Here is a 19,610-nt window from a genome sequence, read left to right as displayed (position 1 = left end):
ATAATCAACTACTTAAATTGTGAAAAATTTTGCCCTCTGATTTATCCCTTCTTCTGCAAAAGCCAGGTTTTGAACGGCCGATTATCTGCTCTTACCTCGCAGAGAATGATCGTAGTATTATCTCTGGCCCCTTTATCCAGTACCCTTGTTAAAAGAGCATGGGCAATATCACGAATTGAGTCCTCCAGCTTCATAATTTCTTCAATCTCGCGATCAGATAACATATCTGTTACCCCGTCTGAGCAAAGCAGATAACGGTCCCTATCCTGATAAGGAACTGCCGCAATGGCAGGTTCCAGCTTCATCTCGGTCTCCTCCACTCCCAGAAACTGAGTCAGTGGTGCTTTCCCAAATCTGCAGCTTTTCAACACATGATCTCTGGAAATCTGTGAAAAATTCCCCTTGGAAAACCGATAAATCCTGCTGTCTCCCAGATTACAGATATACGCTTCTTTTTTTCCAAAAGCAATCATCGCCATAGTAGTTCCCATGGCACTGATCCGTTGTTCCCGACCATAATCACATACAGCCTGATTCATATTCTTACAGGCTTCTGTAAGAAAAAGTTCTGGTGCTTTACGAAGCATCCCCTTATTTTCCCTATAAAAATGCTCCAGGCTGTCAGAAGCAAGCCAGGCAGCCATTTCCCCCTGGCTCTCCCCTCCCATGCCGTCAAAAACAGACATTACCGGAAGGCTCTCCCGAAGTCTGAGACCAGTACGGATTTCTTCTGTTCCATGATTACTCACTGGAAGGTACTCTCCACAGCACCAGAAATTGTCCTCGTTATTTGGTCGCACTTTCCCTGCATGGCAGGTATATGCATAATCAATATGATATGTCATTCTATTCCTCTTCGCCTGTCTGTCGATGTTCCAAAGAATCACAGCCACTTCTTATATGACCGGTATCATCATTCATCTAACTGCTCCAGCGCATTTTTCCAGTATTTCTCGCCACGCTTGGTGTACTCAGTACTGTCATTCTCCTTATCGTGGACAGTTCCGTCTGTATCGATCCAGCGGATCAGTTTGCCACGCTTGTCATAGTAATATAATTCCTTCTTATTACCGGTCCATACATATGCAAAAAACAGACGTTCATCCCAATAATAATACTCCTCATAAACTCCATCTTCGGATGTCTCCGGATAAATCAGCGCTTTCACCAGTTTCCCGTTGCTGTCATAGTAGCGAAGCCGGTCGCCTTCCTTGCCAACTTCCTCGCAGTCCGGAAGTTCGCTTACAATTGTATTCGCCTGCTCCTTAATTGTCTGAATTGAAGTAGAAAATTCATCAATTTGAGCAGTACTGTTATCATTAGCTTCCAGAACTTCCATAACGTTCTCCGTATTTTGAGCCTTGCGATTCTCATCATGGATTAATTTCATATAAACACCAATAATAATGCATGCCGCAAGCGCCACTACAATAAGGGAAACTGTCCATGGTGAAATCTGTCTTTCCTGGTCCCACCCGCTTCTCTGCTGCTTCTTTCGCTTAGTGGAAGAGGCATTTACTGACTGTTTCTCATAATTTTTCACTGCATTTTTCGCAGGCTTTCTGAGCTGTGCCTCTTCTTCCCGGACAGCTTTCTCAATCTGAGGGTCTTCTGCCACATGGGTCCGCTCCATACGGTCTTCCGGCTCCTGAGGGGCATATCTTCTCTGATCCCGCTCAAGTTCTGCTGAATTTGTCAGCTCCCACTGGGACTTCTCCCACTCTTTCTCTGCATTCACCGGTGCCAGACGAAGCTTCTCCAAATCCCGCAGCATATCTTCTGGTTTCCTGTAACGTTTCCCCGGCTCATATGCACATGCTTTTAGTATAATGTGGGAAAAAGCAGCACTGGCATTAACTGGTGCCGGCATTTTCTCCCCTGCCATTCTCCGTGCAAGGGCAGTCTCTTTATCTCTGTATGTAATCAGCTGCTTATCCAGCGAAAGAAAAGGCAGCCTGTTCTGATTCATCAGTTTATATAATACAATTCCAAGGGAATAGATATCAATACTGCTGTCGTACTTCTCTCCCTTGTAAATCTCCGGTGCCATGTAGGAATAGGTACCTTTCTTGGACATATTGCTCATGGTATGTGCCTGTTCCCTGGCAATTCCAAAATCGCCCAGCTTAAAGTCACCGAATCTGGACACAAAAATATTCTCCGGTTTCACATCACGGTGAATAATATTCAATTTCCTGCAATAAATCAATGCCATAGCCAGGTCACAGCCAAGTTTGATCACTTCCTTCTCAGTAAGCTCCTTGCCTGTGCAGTAATCCATAAAGCTGGTAAGATATTCCATTCTTATGGAAATGTCCCAGCCGATCTCATCCAAATATTCCACCACTTTGAAATCTTCAAATGAAACCACATGGGAATTTCCGCAAAAATGCTCCATAGTATATATTTCCTGAATGCAGTCTTCTACCAGATTTCGAAAATATTCCCTGGTAGACTGCTCATTATTCATCTCTGAGCGTACGCTATCAAGTTCTCCCTTACTTGCCGGTATGGATATAATCTTGATTGCGGAGTAAAAAGAGCGGCCTCGTTCTGTCCGCTTTGCTTTATACACTTTCCCAAAGGATCCTTCGCCTATTTTCTCTATAAGTTCCCATTCTGGCCAGACGGAAACCGGAACATCTTTATCCATGTATGTTCTCCCTCCTCGAACGGGTAATGACTTTTTAAATGGACTGGCAAGTCTTCCCCGTCACGATGCACAGAAATCATGGTTTACGTGATTTCGCACCGCTATTCTCGGGTTTTCTGTGAACTACTTTTCCCCCAGAACACCTCGCGGAATACTGCCTTCTGAATAGTTACATAAAACATTATACAGGAATCTTACCACAAATGATAGACCAGGTTGTATTTTCCTCTATCCATATTTTTCCTTACCCTCGCCTACGGCGGATTGTCTCAAGCAGCATTTCCCTTGCTGCTGCAGTGTGTTCCTGCCGGGCTGCACTTTTTTGTGTAACTGTAAGTTCCATAGAATTCTCTGTTACACAAAAATCCCCCAAAGCAACATTTCTGTCACCCTGGGGGATTTCATATTTTATCGTTTATTCTTCACTGTCTTCAGAAGAATCCTCATCCTCAAATGTATCCTCATCCTCATCCACTGCAAGATCTGCCTCATCAGCAGTCTCCAGCTCTTCTGAGTCTTCCGCTACATCCAGCACATCCTGATCCTCGTCGTCCATTTCATCAAATTCGATTTCTTCTGGCTCTTCCGGCATTCCTGTATCAAGCTCTACATCGCTGTAGCACTTCATACCTGTACCAGCTGGAATCAGTTTACCGATGATTACATTCTCTTTCAGACCGATCAGATGGTCAACCTTACCCTTGATGGCAGCTTCGGTCAGAACCTTGGTAGTCTCCTGGAAAGAAGCAGCTGATAAGAAGGAATCAGTTGCCAGAGATGCCTTGGTAATACCAAGCATTCCCTGTTTTCCAATTGCAGGACGTAATCCCTCAGCTTCCAGTTTCTCATTTACTTCCTCATACTCGAGGAAGTCAACAAGTGTACCTGGCAGGAACTCAGAATCTCCGTTATCCTCGATACGGATTTTCTTCAGCATCTGATGAACGATAACCTCGATATGTTTATCGTTGATCTCAACACCCTGAAGACGGTATACACGCTGAACCTCACGGATCATGTAATCCTGAACTGCACGAACACCCTTGATTCGAAGGATATCATGCGGGTTTACACTACCTTCTGTAAGCTCATCACCAGCCTCCATAACCTGTCCGTCCATGATCTTGATACGGGAACCGTATGGAATCAGGTAAGTCTTGGAATCACCAGTCTCCGGATCTGTTACGATGATCTCTCTCTTCTTCTTGGTGTCATTGATTGTAGCAACACCCTTGATTTCAGTGATAACAGCAAGTCCTTTCGGCTTTCTTGCCTCAAAAAGCTCCTCGACACGAGGAAGACCCTGTGTGATATCTCCACCGGCAACACCACCTGTATGGAAAGTACGCATAGTCAGCTGTGTACCTGGCTCACCGATAGACTGTGCAGCGATGATACCGATGGACTCACCAACCTGTACCGGCTCACCGGTAGCCATGTTTGCGCCATAGCACTTCGCACACACACCAACCTTACACTTACAGCTCAGGATGGTACGGATCTTAACCTGCTCAACAGCACCTCCGGTAATGTTGTCTACCCCCTCTTTCATGATACGTGCAGCACGCTTCGGAGTAATCATGTGATTTGCTTTTACAAGGACTTCGCCCTCTTTATTCTTAATGGTCTCGCAGGAGAAACGACCTGTAATACGATCCTGAAGGCTCTCGATCTCCTCCTTGCCATCCATGAAACCTTTTACATACATACCGGAAATCTCTGCTCTGTTCTCACAGCAGTCCATCTCACGTACGATCAGATCCTGAGATACGTCAACAAGACGTCTTGTCAGGTAACCGGAATCGGCTGTACGAAGAGCGGTATCAGAAAGTCCTTTACGCGCTCCATGAGCGGACATGAAGTATTCCAGTACGTCAAGACCTTCACGGAAGTTTGACTTGATAGGAAGCTCGATTGTATGTCCGGTTGTATCGGCCATCAATCCACGCATACCTGCAAGCTGTTTGATCTGTTTATCAGATCCACGGGCACCAGAGTCAGCCATCATGAAGATGTTGTTGTACTTATCAAGTCCGGAAAGAAGCGCATGAGTAAGCTCATCGTCAGTCTTCTTCCAGGTATCCACAACCTCTTTATAACGCTCTTCCTCAGTAATAAGACCACGTTTATAGTTCTTTGTGATCTTATCTACAGTATCCTGTGCAGCCTTGATCATCTCAGGCTTCTGCGGCGGCACGGTCATATCAGAAATAGATACAGTCATGGCAGCTCTTGTAGAATACTTGTAACCCATAGCTTTGATAGAGTCCAGAACCTCAGCAGTCTTGGTTGCTCCGTGAGTATTAATAACTTTTTCAAGGATCTGTTTCAGCTGTTTCTTACCAACCAGGAAGTCAACCTCAAGAAGAAGCTCATTTCCCGGAATGCTTCTGTCAACAAATCCAAGATCCTGTGGCAGGATCTCATTGAACAGGAAACGTCCCAGTGTAGACTTCACGTTGCCTGTGAAAGTGCTTCCATCCGGCATTACCTTGCTACAGCGGACAAGAATCTTGGACTGCAGAGTAATTACCTGGTTCTCATATGCCAGAATTGCCTCGTTTACGCTCTTAAAGAACTTTCCTTCTCCCTTGTTTCCAGGTCTTTCCTGTGTCAGATAGTAAATACCAAGGACCATATCCTGTGAAGGAACGGCTACCGGTCCACCATCAGAAGGTTTCAGAAGGTTGTTCGGAGACAGAAGCAGGAAACGGCACTCTGCCTGTGCTTCCTGGGACAGTGGAAGATGGACAGCCATCTGGTCACCATCGAAGTCAGCGTTGAAAGCGGTACAAACAAGCGGATGAAGCTTAATAGCCTTACCTTCTACAAGGATCGGCTCAAACGCCTGGATCCCCAGACGATGCAGTGTAGGTGCACGGTTCAGCATAACCGGATGTTCTTTGATAACATCTTCCAGAACGTCCCATACAGCTGGCTCAAGCTTCTCTACCATCTTCTTGGCATTCTTAATATTGTGAGAGGTACCGTTTGCTACCAGTTCTTTCATAACAAAAGGCTTAAACAGCTCGATTGCCATCTCTTTTGGCAGACCGCACTGATAAATCTTCAGCTCTGGTCCAACAACAATAACGGAACGTCCGGAGTAGTCAACACGCTTACCAAGAAGGTTCTGACGGAAACGTCCGGATTTACCTTTCAGCATGTCAGAAAGGGATTTCAGGGCTCTGTTTCCAGGACCTGTAACCGGACGGCCACGACGACCATTGTCGATCAGGGCATCAACTGCTTCCTGAAGCATACGTTTCTCATTGCGGACAATGATATCCGGAGCACCAAGCTCCAGCAGTCTTTTCAGACGATTATTACGATTAATGATTCTTCTGTACAGATCATTCAGGTCAGATGTCGCAAAACGTCCACCATCCAGCTGTACCATAGGACGAAGATCTGGCGGGATTACAGGAACAACATCAAGAATCATCCACTCAGGACGGTTTCCTGACTCACGGAAAGATTCAACAACCTCAAGACGTTTGATGATCCTTGCACGCTTCTGGCCTGTTGCCTTAACCAGCTCTGCCTTTAATTCAGCGGAATCCTTCTCAAGGTCGATAGCCATAAGGAGCTCTTTGATAGCCTCAGCACCCATGCCTACGCGGAAGTTATTTCCGTAAGACTCACGGGCATCCTGATATTCTCTCTCAGTAAGGATCTGCTTGTACTGGAGTCCGGAATCTGCCGGATCCAGTACAATATAATTTGCAAAGTAAAGAACTTTCTCCAGTGTTCTTGGAGTCAGATCCAGGATAAGTCCCATGCGGGACGGAATACCCTTGAAATACCAGATATGGGAAACAGGAGCAGCAAGCTCAATGTGACCCATACGCTCTCTACGAACGGAAGCCTTGGTAACCTCAACGCCGCATCGGTCGCAGACAACACCTTTATAACGGATTTTCTTATATTTACCACAGTGGCACTCCCAGTCCTTGCTTGGTCCGAAAATTCTTTCACAGAAAAGTCCGTCTTTCTCCGGTTTCAAGGTACGGTAGTTGATGGTTTCCGGTTTTGTAACCTCACCTCTTGACCACTCTCTGATCTTTTCCGGGGACGCCAGTCCGATTTTAATGGCATCAAAAGTCATTGGCTGATATGTTTCATTGGTATTGGTTGATTCTGCCATGTATTCTTTTCCCCTTTCTACTCTTCGATATCATCGTAGGAATCGTCGATTTCGGATTCATAATCCTCTTCTTCGTCCTCGTCCACATCAACAAGTTCCTCTCCGTCAAACTCCTGCTTGGTATAGCCATGTTTGCTGAAGGATTCCTCTCCTCTGTGGCCGCGGGAATCTCCCTCGATAACTGCACGAAGATCGGTTTCGCCGTAATCTACATTCTCCATGATCTGAACTTCTGTCTGATCATCTTTGAGCACACGTACATCCAATGCCAGGGACTGGAGCTCTTTAAGAAGAACCTTAAAGGATTCCGGAATACCAGGCTCAGGGATGTTATCACCCTTGATGATTGCTTCATAAGTCTTCACACGACCGACTACATCATCGGATTTAACTGTCAGGATTTCCTGGAGTGTATAGGATGCACCGTATGCCTCCAGAGCCCAAACCTCCATCTCTCCGAAACGCTGTCCACCGAACTGAGCTTTACCACCCAGTGGCTGCTGTGTAACCAGAGAGTAAGGACCTGTGGAACGGGCATGGATCTTATCATCAACCAGATGATGCAGTTTCAGGTAATGCATGTGTCCGATTGTGGTCGGACCGTCGAAGAACTCTCCGGTACGTCCGTCACGAAGCTGTACTTTACCATCTCTGGAAATCGGAACACCTTTCCACAATGCTCTGTGGGCTTTGTTCTCATCCAGATACTGCATTACATCAGGTGCCAGAATGTCTTTGTATTTCTCACGGAACTCTTCAAAATCTTCTGTATTTACATAGTCATTTGCAAGTTCCAGTGTATCCTGGATATCATTCTCGTTTGCACCATCGAATACCGGTGTGGAAATATTAAAGCCAAGTGCTTTGGCAGCAAGACTTAAATGAATTTCCAGGACCTGTCCAATGTTCATACGGGAAGGTACACCCAGCGGGTTCAGCACGATATCCAGTGGACGTCCGTTCGGAAGGAATGGCATATCCTCAACCGGAAGTACACGGGAAACGACACCCTTGTTACCATGACGACCAGCCATCTTATCACCAACGGAGATTTTTCTCTTCTGTGCGATATAGATACGTACAGACTGATTAACTCCTGGAGACAGCTCATCACCATTTTCTCTTGTGAATACCTTGGCGTCTACAACGATACCATACTCACCGTGTGGTACCTTAAGGGAAGTATCACGAACCTCGCGTGCTTTCTCACCAAAGATTGCACGAAGAAGTCTCTCCTCTGCTGTAAGCTCAGTCTCTCCCTTAGGAGTAACCTTACCAACAAGGATATCACCAGCACGAACCTCTGCACCGATACGAATGATTCCGCGCTCATCAAGATCCTTGAGTGCATCATCACCTACGCCTGGAACATCACGGGTGATTTCTTCCGGTCCAAGCTTTGTATCACGGGATTCTGCTTCATATTCTTCAATGTGAACAGATGTATAAACATCGTTCTGTACAAGTTTCTCACTTAACAGTACGGCATCCTCGTAGTTATAACCTTCCCAGGTCATAAATCCGATCAGAGGGTTCTTGCCAAGAGCAAGCTCTCCCTGAGAAGTAGACGGACCATCGGCAATAACATCACCTGCTTCAACGTGCTCGCCCTGATTAACGATCGGACGCTGGTTGTAGCAGTTGCTCTGGTTACTGCGCATGAATTTGGTAAGATGATAATCATCTTTTGTTCCATCATCATTCTTGATGCTGATATCGGTAGATGTGGAGCGAAGTACAGTACCAGACTTTCTTGCAACCACACAAACACCGGAGTCAACAGCTGTCTTTGCTTCCATTCCTGTACCAACAACTGGTGCTTCTGTGGTAAGAAGCGGAACAGCCTGACGCTGCATGTTTGATCCCATCAGCGCACGGTTCGCATCGTCGTTCTGAAGGAATGGAATCAGGGCTGTAGCTACAGAGAATACCATCTTAGGAGATACGTCCATGTAATCAAACATCTGACGCTCATACTCCTGAGTCTCTTCACGATAACGACCGGAAACGTTCTTACGAACGAAATGTCCTTCTGCGTCAAGTGCCTCATTCGCCTGTGCTACATGGTAGTTATCCTCTTCATCTGCGGTCATGTAAACAACTTCGTCAGTTACACGCGGATTCATAGGATCAGTTTTATCAATCTTACGGTAAGGTGCCTCAACAAATCCGTACTGATTCAGCTTTGCATAAGATGCAAGGGAGTTGATCAGACCGATGTTCGGACCCTCAGGAGTCTCGATCGGGCACATTCTTCCGTAATGGGAATAGTGAACGTCTCGAACCTCGAATCCGGCTCTGTCTCGTGACAAACCGCCAGGTCCAAGTGCGGAAAGACGTCTCTTATGGGTCAGCTCACCAAGAGGGTTGTTCTGATCCATGAACTGTGACAGCTGGGAGGATCCAAAGAACTCTTTTACAGCAGCTGTTACAGGTTTGATATTGATCAGGGACTGCGGGGAAATGCTCTCCACATCCTGTGTTGTCATTCTCTCACGAACCACACGCTCAAGTCTGGAAAGACCGATACGGTACTGATTCTGAAGCAGTTCACCAACCGCACGGATACGACGGTTTCCTAAGTGGTCGATGTCGTCGTCATTTCCAATGCCATATTCCAGATGCATATTGTAATTAATAGAAGCAAAAATATCTTCTCTTGTAATATGCTTCGGGATCAGGTCATGGATATCTCTGCGGATAGCGGCAATTCTGTCCTCAAGTGTGTCATTTTCTTCCAGAATTTTTTCGAGTACAGGGTAATATACTAACTCTGTAACCCCAAGCTCTTCCAGGTTCTCAATTTCTGGCAGATAGTGATGCATGTCTACCATTAAGTTAGAAAGAACTTTAATTCTGCGGTCTTCTTCACCCTGGATCCATACAAATGGAACTGCAGCGTTCTGAATGGCATCAGCCAGTTCTCTGGTTACGATAGTACCAGCCTCTGCAAGAATTTCTCCTGTAGAGCCCTCAACCACATCGTCAGCCAGCTTATGACCAACAATTCGTTTATTGAAATGAAGTTTCTTATTAAATTTATAACGTCCGACCTTGGCAAGATCATATCTTCTCGGATCAAAGAACATCGCATTGATCAGGCTCTCTGCGCTCTCAACTGCAAGCGGCTCGCCTGGACGGATTTTCTTATACAGTTCAAGAAGACCTTCTTCATAATTCGTAGAAGTATCCTTTGTGAAACTTGCAAGGATCTTCGGCTCTTCGCCAAACAGATCAATGATCTCTGCATTGGAACCAACACCAAGTGCACGGATCAGTACAGTGATCGGAACCTTACGGGTTCTGTCCACACGCACATAGAATACATCGTTGGAGTCAGTCTCATATTCCAGCCATGCTCCTCTGTTAGGAATTACTGTACAGGAAAACAGTCTCTTACCGATTTTATCGTGTGCAATGGCATAATAGATTCCAGGGGAACGTACTAACTGGCTGACAATAACACGCTCAGCACCGTTAATGACGAAAGTTCCTGTCGCGGTCATAATCGGCAGGTCTCCCATGAAAATCTCGTGTTCGTTGATCTCATCTGTTTCCTTGTTAATCAGTCTCACTCGAACCTTCAAAGGTGCGGCATAAGTTACGTCACGTTCTTTACACTGCTCGATGGTGTATTTAGCCTCTTTTTCATCAAATGTGAAGCCGATGAATTCAAGACTGAGCTTTCCGCCGTAGTCTGCGATTGGAGAAATATCGTCGAATACTTCATTCAATCCTTCGTCGAGAAACCACTGGTAAGAATCCTTCTGGACCTCGATCAAGTTCGGCATTTCCAGGACTTCTTTTTGTCTCTGGTAGCTCATTCGCATGCTTTTTCCAGTTTTTACAGAACGAATTCTGTTTTTTTCCATTGACGTTTCACCCCTGTTTTATTTTATTTATTACAACATCAGCCCGCTCTGCTGCATAAGCATAGTAGGCATATCTTGCCATAATATAGCATTCTTCACTATAGCACAACAAAAAAAGCCTGTCAAGCACTTTTCTGTTGTTTTTTCATTTGTTTTTTTATTTGTAATTGCTGAATAGTTATAATTTATTTTACTTTTCTCTTACTATAAGAAAGGTTTCCATATTTATCCGATAATACAAAGAGAAGCTTCGTTCCTTTTTTCTGTTTTTTGATAGAAATATTATATTTCTTTCGGGAATTGATGCTTCCTCTGCCGATTTTTTTATTCTTGTTTCTGCTCACTGCATAAATTGTAAGCTTCTTTCCACCCGCCGCTTTGCCTGTGATCTTCACTGACTTTCTGGTAATCTTAGACGCAGTGGGCATTTTCACGGAAATGATTCCAGTGCTGTTTTCCGCATAAATTGCATAAGTACTGCCATTATTCTCCAGACGGTTCTTTTTGTTTCCGGAAATCTTTGACCTGCTTACATATAAACCGCATTTTCTGCTGCCAGTAACCGCATTTCCATAAAGTTTTCCGGTCTGACTTGCGATCACTTGGATTCCTCTGCCATTCACATTCGTAATCCTGTTAGATTTTATAACAGCATTTCCAATATTTTCCACATATATTCCGTCCAGCATACAGCCTTTCACCTGATTCGCTGTGATCTGACAGCCCTCGCTGCCCCAGAGAACAATTCCGTTCTTTTTTCCGGAGGATATACGGTTCCGGCTTACTTCACACCCGTCAGAGCCATTTTCCATAAGAATTCCATCGCCGCCGATACCTGAAATCACATTATCCAGGACTTGATTCTCTGTGGATGGAGTCCCCAGCTTTCCTCCGTCATAAGCGTAGATTCCTACATTTTTACAACCTGATACCTGATTATCTTTTATCACATTTTTAGAAGAAGCAGACAGATAAATTCCCATGTTGGAAAAGGATGCAGTTTTTTGCAGCTTCAACTGATTATCTTCCACTGTACAGCCATCAGCAAGATAAAGGCGAATTCCATTTCCAGTCCCTGTGATCATATTTCCCTTTACCGCAACACCGTTTTCCTTATAAATACCTACCGGAATTCCCTTAGCCTGTGCTTTTGAACTGTCACTTACACAGGCTCCCTGGACTTCAATTCCATATCCTCTCCATATGTTTCCATTGATCTGGCTCACTGAAGAAATAGAAATCTGATTATTTTTCACGGAAATGCCCGCATTCTGGTGGTTTCCTTCCATTCCTGCAACAGTTCCCGGTATAAGATGGGTATTCGGGAAATACATGCAGCTCACAAGCACTCCGCCGCCTGCATTCTCTATTATATTGTCCTCCACAGCAGAATCCACGTAATTCAGGCACCAGACAGCTCTCTTTTTCACATTTCGAAAGGTATTCCCCTGAATCACAATATTCCGGTATGGCCTGTCGTAGATCATGCTGTGGCTGCCCACTCCTGCAAACACATCCTCAAAAACGTTATCCGTAATCCTGATATTCTCACAGACAGCTCCGTCAAAGGGCTGATATCCTGGAAAAATATAATCCAAACATGCATCCAGCTGAATGCATTCCTGTCCGCCGCCTTCATATTCCTGCCAATATCCCCGGAATGTACAGCCAGTCACAGTTACATCTTCCGTACCTGCCAGCTCAAGAAAATGAGATTTCAAATTGTTTAGAAATGTTACGTTCTTCACAGTTACGTGTCTGGCATGTCCAATCCTGAAGCCTACAAAACCGCCTGTGCCTTCCTTATCTTCGACAACCGGATAATTCAGATCCCAGGTTCCGCCTTCAATGGTGATATTGTGATATCCATCATAACCTCCGGCAGAAAGTATGTCATCTCCCAGTCTGAGGACCACATGCTTATCTGTACAGGTTTTCGTCAGCACAGCCCCTTCTGCATAAAGAGTAAGATTGCTGTACATATGGATAGTTCCGGAAATCAGATAGCTTCCCTGCGGGATAATTACCGTACAAGGAGTTTCATCTGTAGCTCTCTGCCCCATAAAGTGAAGCACTGTATTCAAAGTTTCGGTAATATCACTTCCATCAGCCACATCTAAAGTCACCACTGCAGCGCCTTCTGGAATAGTCGCCAGAATCTGCTGTTCATTATCAGAAGGTACAGGTGTAAGCAGAGCTTCTTCTGGCTCCTCTTCAAAATCATTATCAGACTCATCTGCTGAAAAAAATCCCACCTCAGCTGTTCCGCCATAGAAGCCAGTCTCATCCTCTTCCATTTCTGGCTCAAGATCGCAATCTGAAAAGCTGTCTTCAAAATTCTCCGTCACATTTTCTGCTGATTCAGCATATATAACAGAACTGCCTCCCAGATATAAAGATACTCCCAGTAATGTTACAGTCAAAAACATTTTTATATTCATTCAGAATCTCCTTGCACAAAAAGAATCCTGATTGCAGGAAACTCCAACAGAATTTCCTGTTACACAAAAAAATCCCCGCAGTGGCCTGCACGACAGACTTCTGCGGGGAGCATGGTTCGCTTAAATACACCTAAATTATTTAAGAGTAACTTTAGCGCCTTCAGCCTCAAGTTTAGTTTTGATATCCTCAGCCTCTGCTTTGGAAGCGCCCTCTTTAACCATTTTCGGAGCACCATCAACAACTTCTTTAGCTTCTTTAAGACCTAAGCCTGTGATCTCACGAACAACTTTGATAACTTTAACTTTGTTAGGACCTACTTCTGTAAGCTCTACGTCAAACTCATCTTTCTCCTCAGCTGCTTCACCAGCACCTGCTGCTGCTACAACAACGCCTGCTGCTGCGGATACACCGAACTCTTCCTCGCAAGCTTTTACTAAATCATTTAACTCTAATACAGATAACTCTTTGATTGCTTCGATAAACTCAGCTGTTGTTAACTTTGCCATTATAATTTTCCTCCATTTTTAAATTTTTTGTGGAATCAATGATTCGATTCAGCGACAGAAACTTAAATTATTCTGCTGCTGGTGCCTCAGTCTCTCCACCCTTCTGCTCTGCGATCTGATTAAGCACACGAGCAAAGTTGGTAATAGGAGACTGGATACTTCCAAGCAGTTTGCCAAGAAGTTCTTCTCTGGACGGGATCTGGGACAATGCCTGGATTCCTGCCTGATCGTTGTAGTTACCCTCAACAATACCAGCAACTAACTCAAGTGCCGGATACTGTTTTGCAAATTTAGCAAGGATTCTTGCAGGAGCAGTAGCGTCTGTTGCAGAAATTGCAATAGCGTTTGTTCCATGTAAGTGCTTGTCAAGATCTGCACATGGAGTACCTTCAAATGCACGACGCATTAAAGTGTTTTTGTAAACCTTGTACTGTACGCCGGACTCTCTTAACTCTTTACGTAAAATAGTATCCTGCTCAACTGTAAGACCACTGTAGTCAACAAGAACAACAGCCTGTGCGTCTTTAATATTGTTAGCGATTTCTTCTACGATTGGTTGTTTCAGTTCTACTTTTGCCATGAAATGGTACACCTCCTTATAGAATTTGATATACCGCCAAAAAAAGCCTTACTGTAAGACAGCAAGGCTTAACGTAATTCTTACGAAAGAATACTTAGTCCTCGGTAGGCGTTTTAATCCTTATGCCTTACGGCACCTACTGTCTTCGGCAGCGTTCTGTAATAAAATACCACGTTCGATTTTATTTGTCAATAGTAATTTTAATTTTTTTACATCTGTTTTCTTACTACTCTGTACTCGTCCCCCATGCGGAAATAAGGGCAATCGTGATAGGTTCCTGTAATAAAACGATACATCTCATCTTCGTCAAGGTTCATATCACAAGTATAGCACTCGTAATCATCGTCGTAAGAATAGTTTACACAATATTCGCAGTTCGCCCCCTGCTTCTTTTTCATATTACATACCCTGCCTTCCTTGCGAGTATTTAAAAACATTCCCACAATCTGCACGTTTTAGAACGTGTTTGAAAAATCATTCCCACAATCTGCACGCCCCACTTTGCGGGAGATTTTGCCTGAATTCGGTTACCGTAGCCCGCTACGGCGCCCTCATCCAGTCAAAATCTCCCACAAATTGTGACGCACATCTTGCAGAAAGCCTTTTTCAGACACGCTCTAGAGAATTTCCATGGTCCAGGAAATCTGGCACTCCCTGCCAGCTTCCAGTGAAATAAGATTCTTCTGTTCCTCCAGATTTTCTGTAATTCCCTGTCTGGATGGAAGGGAACACCACGGCTCAATGCAAACATAAGGAGCATCCATGCAGGGCATATGCCAGAAACCGACATAAGGCATATCCACATAAGATACCTTCACTGCCTTTTTGCCCTTCGTACTGTGAAGCAGAACCTCTCCAGAGGTTTTCTCCAGCACAATAGCATCTTCATCAAAAAGATTATGACGAAGAGGAATCCGTCTGCCCTCCAAAAGTTCATAGGACTCCTTCCCCTCCACAAAACACTCCTGTGAAAAAAGAATGCGCTGCGGCTCACATGCCCTGGAAAATTCCAATTCATAATCCTCAAAGGAAAGTCCCTCTTCCATCGGAATATTAAATCCCGGGTGACCGCCGATTCCAAAATACATCGTTTTCTCATCCTTATTTTTTACCGAATAGAAAACTTTTAAAGTATTTTTCTCAAGCAGATATCGGATCTCAAAACGAAAATGAAATGGATACTGTTCCAAAGTTTCCCTGGTATCTTCCATTACAAACACCAGTTCATTCTCCCCTGCTTTCTCACAGGAGAAAACAGAATCCTTGGCAAAACCGTGAATGTCCATATGATAAGTCTTCCCCTGAAATATGTAGGATTTCTCCCATAATCTGGCAATATAGGGAAAAAGATTGGCACCATGCTCATTCCAGTATCTGTCATCTCCCTGCCAGATATACTCAAATCCGTCCTTATCTGTCACGGACCACAAAATAGCCCCTTCTGTGTCGGCCTTCACTTTAAGATATTCATTGCTGATCTCGTATTTCATCCCATTCCTCAACTTCCTGGCATCATATCGGGCCATGATAAAATCTCTTTGGCAATGACCTCTTCATAGTTGCCCTCAATATCCTGACTGCGTCCTGCTTCATAAATATTTGTCTCTGCTCCCCAGACACGGTCCTCATACTCCCACACATGGAATTTCAATCCTCGAAACAGAAAATCAAGACTTCCGCAGCCATCAATCTCTGTATATTCGTATTTGATATTCTTCTTTTTTAATGCATCCTGTACAATCTGTAACCGCATTTTTGTCACCTTCCTTTAGTCTCAAAGCGATACTTTTATGATCATTCTTTTTTCTGCTGACCATTATCTACATAAATTCTGTTCTTACCGGATTTCTTTGAAGCATACATTGCGTTATCCGCCGCCAGATACAGGCTTTCATAGTCGTTTCCAGCTGCAGGATAAGCCGCCGCTCCTATACTCACGGTAAAATGTGGTGTAGTCTCTGACTTTGCCAGAATATCAAGAATTTCCGCACCTTTTGCTTCAACAGCCGAAGCAAGCTCTGTATTTGTCATAAACACAATAAATTCATCACCGCCAAGACGACCGATAATATCCTCCCTGCGGAAATGTTCCTTCAAAAGTTTTACCAAAGTAATCAATGCAAGGTCACCTATTGCATGCCCCATTGTATCATTTACCGTTTTAAAATCATCAATATCGAGCATAAGCAGGTAACCTTTACACTCTTTATCCTGCATAAGCGTATTGATTTTCTGCTCTGCAGCCTTGCGGTTCAGAGCGCCTGTAAGACCATCAACAGAGGCTTTTTCACGAAGATCCTGTTCTCTGGTCATCTCATTCTGAACGTCAGAAATCTTGCCCAGAAATGCCTGTGGTGTACCAAGACGGCCTCGTATCAGACGGCCCATCCATCGCACCCAACGATAATTATCGTTCTTATCCTTAAAACGAATTACAAAATCATCAATCTCATCAGAATTATCACCAATTGTGGAAAGAAGTGCCTTTACCTTCGCCACATCATCTGGATGAACCATTGTGAAATCTGTGTCACTGTCAAAAGGCCTGATCGGACCGATTTCCTTCAGTCCAAATAAAGTCGTTATATTTGGCGTAAATACCAATGTTTTTTCCAGGCAGTCATATTCAAAAAGAACCGTGTCCGAAAACTCCGACAAAATGTCGTACCTTGCCTGACCTTTCATCACTTTCTTCTGCTGCTTCATATAGAATCGTACTGTAAAAAGCAGCATAATCAACGCGCATCCAAGAAGCGTAAAAATAATCATGCGGTTTCCATTGATGAGCACTGCTTTATAATTCTTCATTTTGGCGGAACGATATTCTGAAAACAGAATACAGTCTCTGCCTTCCAACTTGGATGCCACCAGATAGATATCCGTTTTCTCAAGCTCCGTGAAAATATGGGGTGCTCCATAGGTCAGCTTTTTAAGGGACTTTTCCACCTGGGAAATACTGTTATCCTTCACATGCTGCGAATGAAGCACTGTCGCCACCGTATATTCAATGTCAAAAATCCGCATATCTCCTGCCAGGATTTTCCCATCTGAATTGCACACATAGTGAAGCACATTCCCCTCGTCCTCGTTCAGAGCCTCCCAGGCTTCCTCCACCTTATCTGCTCCAGTTGAACCAGCCAGGAAATTCTCCATTTCTGTCAGTGCTTCCGAATGGGTGGATAAAAGTGATTCCTCCATAAGCTCTGTAAAAATCTTCTCTGTTCTTTGACGATATCTGCTCATAAGAAAAATCGTCAGAAACACCATCACAGCAAGACAGACCAGTCCGATGATCATTCCCTGCCGTTTCATTTTGTATTCAGGATTGTCTTTCACGCTTTTTTCCATATTAACGTCATCCATTCCAAGCCGTGACGGCTTTTATTCGTTATTTTTCAGTATAAAGCCTATATATTCTGCTGTCAAGCTTGTGATTTTTGGTCACTTTTTACAAGTCTTGTATTGGAAGGATACTTTTGTTTTATTCATAGGGTTCCATCTGCCGCTGAAATAATGTAAAGTGAATAAAACAAAAAGAAGCATATTGTGACCTATCATGCATCCCCAGGCAGACACAAGTCCCAGTCCAAGAAGATGGATGCAGATAAAAGTCCCCAGAATTCTTACACCCCACATTCCCGCTACATTGAAAATAAAGGGAGTTACTGTTTTCCCCACACCTTGCATCATGCCCTCGATCACAATAGGTACACCATAAAACGGTTCGGAAACAGCAACCATACGAAGTACCGTACTTCCCAGACGGATAACCTGCGCATCTGATGAAAACAGCCTAATCAATATCGGCGCAAAAATAAACAGCAGACTTCCGGAAATAACCATCAGTCCCACTTCCAACGGCACAATTGCCTTGGCAAGGCTGTTGAGTTTTTTATTGTCATTGGCCCCAAGAGCATTTCCTGCAAGAGTAGCCGCTGCTGTCTGCATTCCATATCCTGGAATATAAAAAGCAGATTCTACTGTATTGGCAATAGTATGGGCTGCCGTTGCAGTCTCGCCCAAAGAATTGATCATGGATGCAAATGCCACATATCCAAGGGACGTGGCAAATCGCTGAAACATATTTGGAACAGCCACCTTCAGACAAGGGCGCAGAACTGCAGAATCCGGCAGGAAGCTCTGACCCTTTGGAGATATATCAGTATGCTTCCATAATTTAACCGTAATTGCAATACCTCCAATGGTATAAGCTATAGCACTCGCAGCTGCTGCACCTTGAACGCCCCATCCCGCGCCTGGGATCACCAGTTCTTTTCCACCAATCAGCACAGTTCTGGTGGAATATATAAGAAAAAAGTTCAGTACAATGTTAATAACATTAAAGGCAACTCCTACCTGCATAGGGGTTTTGGTATCGCCCACTGCTCTCAGGACAGTTCCAAAAATAATGTTCGCAGTTCGAAAAAGCATCGGTGCATAGAGGATCAGGAAATAGCTGGATGCCAGTTTCTGAATAGAAGGATCTACCTGCATCCAAACAGGGACTTTACGGCTCAGTCCCATTGTCAGAATTGTAAAAAATATTCCTACGATCACAACTGTCAGCACAGCCTGTCCTGAAGCTTTTTTTGCCTGTTCTTTTTTTCCTGCTCCGATTGACTGGGATATGTATGCCAAAAATCCTATGCTGATCGCAGAAATCGTACTTCCAATCAGCCAGTTTACTGTACTGGTAGCTCCAACAGCGGCCGTTGCACTTGTTCCCAGGACGCCTACCATACCAGTGTCCATATATTGTACTGCAGTCTGCATCAGTTGTTCCAGCATAGTTGGCCACGCAAGAGAAAAAATAACTGGCAGCATTTCTTTTGTTCCCTGATCTGCCAGTCTGGATCTGTTTCTAGTTGATTTCATCTTATTTCTTCCTATTCTGTTACCTGTTATTTTATGATACCAGTGTCAAAAGGTCAAAAAGCCGTTCGTGCTTGCACGATAAGGTGTTTGAACTTGGGACATGCCAAATATGAGAAAGTAGCGATTTACGCAGTAAATCAGCAGATTTCGAATATTTGGAGGATTGCGGGAGCAGCGTAGCTGGATCGCAATCCGAGGTATCAAATGAGTGGCAAAAGACCTTTTGACACTCATATCATTTTATGAATTGATTTAAAAAATATTTTAACAGAATATAAAGAAAAAAAATAGGGTAAAAGTAAAGAAAAGGCAACAAAAAAACGATAACCAACCGGCTACCGTTTTCGTTCTGTACCTTCAAAACTACATACATGTTACATCCTAATGGAATCATTTTTCAACCTTGCGATTGTTGGTCAAGCCCTCACCCTATTAGTAACAGTCAGCTCCATGTGTTGCCACACTTCCACCCCTGCCCTATCTACCTCGTCGTCTTCAAGGGGGTTTACTTCTTTCGAATGGGACATCTCATCTT

Annotated in this window: 14 protein-coding genes, 1 rRNA gene and 1 other annotated feature; of the genes, 1 reads left to right on the top strand and 14 read right to left on the bottom strand. The window is 44.2% G+C overall.

Features of this window, described 5'->3' with window-relative positions; all coding sequences use genetic code 11:
* Positions 1–41: 41 nt before the first annotated feature.
* The 9 genes from AB5Z12_RS13635 to AB5Z12_RS13595 form a co-directional block, all read right to left on the bottom strand.
* Entirely contained in the window at positions 42–845 is an 804-nt protein-coding gene (locus tag AB5Z12_RS13635; protein WP_173770108.1) for a PP2C family serine/threonine-protein phosphatase, read from the bottom strand.
* A gap of 68 nt (positions 846–913) precedes the next feature.
* Positions 914–2,653 (bottom strand): serine/threonine-protein kinase, encoded by a 1,740-nt coding sequence (locus AB5Z12_RS13630; protein WP_173770109.1) that lies wholly within the window; start codon positions 2,651–2,653, stop codon positions 914–916.
* A gap of 415 nt (positions 2,654–3,068) precedes the next feature.
* Positions 3,069–6,800, bottom strand: coding sequence for a DNA-directed RNA polymerase subunit beta' (gene rpoC / locus AB5Z12_RS13625; protein WP_368357291.1), 3,732 nt, complete (start codon positions 6,798–6,800; stop codon positions 3,069–3,071).
* A 17-nt stretch (positions 6,801–6,817) separates the two neighbouring features.
* Complete coding sequence (locus AB5Z12_RS13620; RefSeq protein WP_118583310.1) at positions 6,818–10,672, bottom strand: DNA-directed RNA polymerase subunit beta; 3,855 nt, start codon at positions 10,670–10,672, stop codon at positions 6,818–6,820.
* A 185-nt stretch (positions 10,673–10,857) separates the two neighbouring features.
* Entirely contained in the window at positions 10,858–13,113 is a 2,256-nt protein-coding gene (locus tag AB5Z12_RS13615) for a right-handed parallel beta-helix repeat-containing protein (RefSeq protein WP_256144556.1), read from the bottom strand.
* A 135-nt stretch (positions 13,114–13,248) separates the two neighbouring features.
* Entirely contained in the window at positions 13,249–13,620 is a 372-nt protein-coding gene (gene rplL / locus AB5Z12_RS13610; protein WP_118583314.1) for a 50S ribosomal protein L7/L12, read from the bottom strand.
* Between the two features lie 67 nt (positions 13,621–13,687).
* The gene (gene rplJ / locus AB5Z12_RS13605; protein WP_195392174.1) at positions 13,688–14,200 is read right to left on the bottom strand and encodes a 50S ribosomal protein L10; all 513 of its coding nucleotides are present in this window, start codon (positions 14,198–14,200) and stop codon (positions 13,688–13,690) included.
* A gap of 30 nt (positions 14,201–14,230) precedes the next feature.
* Positions 14,231–14,367: a sequence feature (ribosomal protein L10 leader region), on the bottom strand.
* 42 nt (positions 14,368–14,409) lie between these two features.
* Positions 14,410–14,598, bottom strand: coding sequence for a DUF6472 family protein (locus AB5Z12_RS13600; protein ID WP_118583318.1), 189 nt, complete (start codon positions 14,596–14,598; stop codon positions 14,410–14,412).
* Between the two features lie 29 nt (positions 14,599–14,627).
* Positions 14,628–14,723 (bottom strand): DUF6783 domain-containing protein, encoded by a 96-nt coding sequence (locus AB5Z12_RS13595; RefSeq protein ID WP_308768486.1) that lies wholly within the window; start codon positions 14,721–14,723, stop codon positions 14,628–14,630.
* Here AB5Z12_RS13595 and AB5Z12_RS13590 point away from each other — a divergent pair.
* On the top strand, positions 14,688–14,876 hold the full coding sequence (locus AB5Z12_RS13590; protein WP_308768485.1) for a DUF6783 domain-containing protein: 189 nt from the start codon (positions 14,688–14,690) through the stop codon (positions 14,874–14,876). The genes AB5Z12_RS13595 and AB5Z12_RS13590 overlap by 36 nt on opposite strands.
* Here the strand turns inward: AB5Z12_RS13590 and AB5Z12_RS13585 are convergent.
* The 5 genes from AB5Z12_RS13585 to AB5Z12_RS13565 form a co-directional block, all read right to left on the bottom strand.
* Positions 14,818–15,690, bottom strand: a complete 873-nt coding sequence (locus tag AB5Z12_RS13585; protein ID WP_237925899.1) for an aldose 1-epimerase family protein — start codon at positions 15,688–15,690, stop codon at positions 14,818–14,820. The genes AB5Z12_RS13590 and AB5Z12_RS13585 overlap by 59 nt on opposite strands.
* A gap of 8 nt (positions 15,691–15,698) precedes the next feature.
* Complete coding sequence (locus tag AB5Z12_RS13580) at positions 15,699–15,953, bottom strand: kinase (protein WP_195392172.1); 255 nt, start codon at positions 15,951–15,953, stop codon at positions 15,699–15,701.
* A gap of 41 nt (positions 15,954–15,994) precedes the next feature.
* On the bottom strand, positions 15,995–17,563 hold the full coding sequence (locus AB5Z12_RS13575; RefSeq protein WP_368368676.1) for a diguanylate cyclase: 1,569 nt from the start codon (positions 17,561–17,563) through the stop codon (positions 15,995–15,997).
* A 78-nt stretch (positions 17,564–17,641) separates the two neighbouring features.
* Positions 17,642–19,075, bottom strand: a complete 1,434-nt coding sequence (locus AB5Z12_RS13570; RefSeq protein WP_226855250.1) for an MATE family efflux transporter — start codon at positions 19,073–19,075, stop codon at positions 17,642–17,644.
* A 412-nt stretch (positions 19,076–19,487) separates the two neighbouring features.
* Positions 19,488–19,610 (bottom strand): 23S ribosomal RNA (locus tag AB5Z12_RS13565); the annotation flags it as partial.

This window comes from Ruminococcus sp. RTP21358st1_G6_RTP21358_211008, from assembly GCF_040908885.1.
GTDB classification, from domain to species: Bacteria; Bacillota; Clostridia; order Lachnospirales; family Lachnospiraceae; genus Blautia_A; species Blautia_A faecis.
The sequence above is the reverse complement of the archived record's forward strand: the minus strand, read 5'-3'. Positions and strand labels throughout refer to the sequence as shown.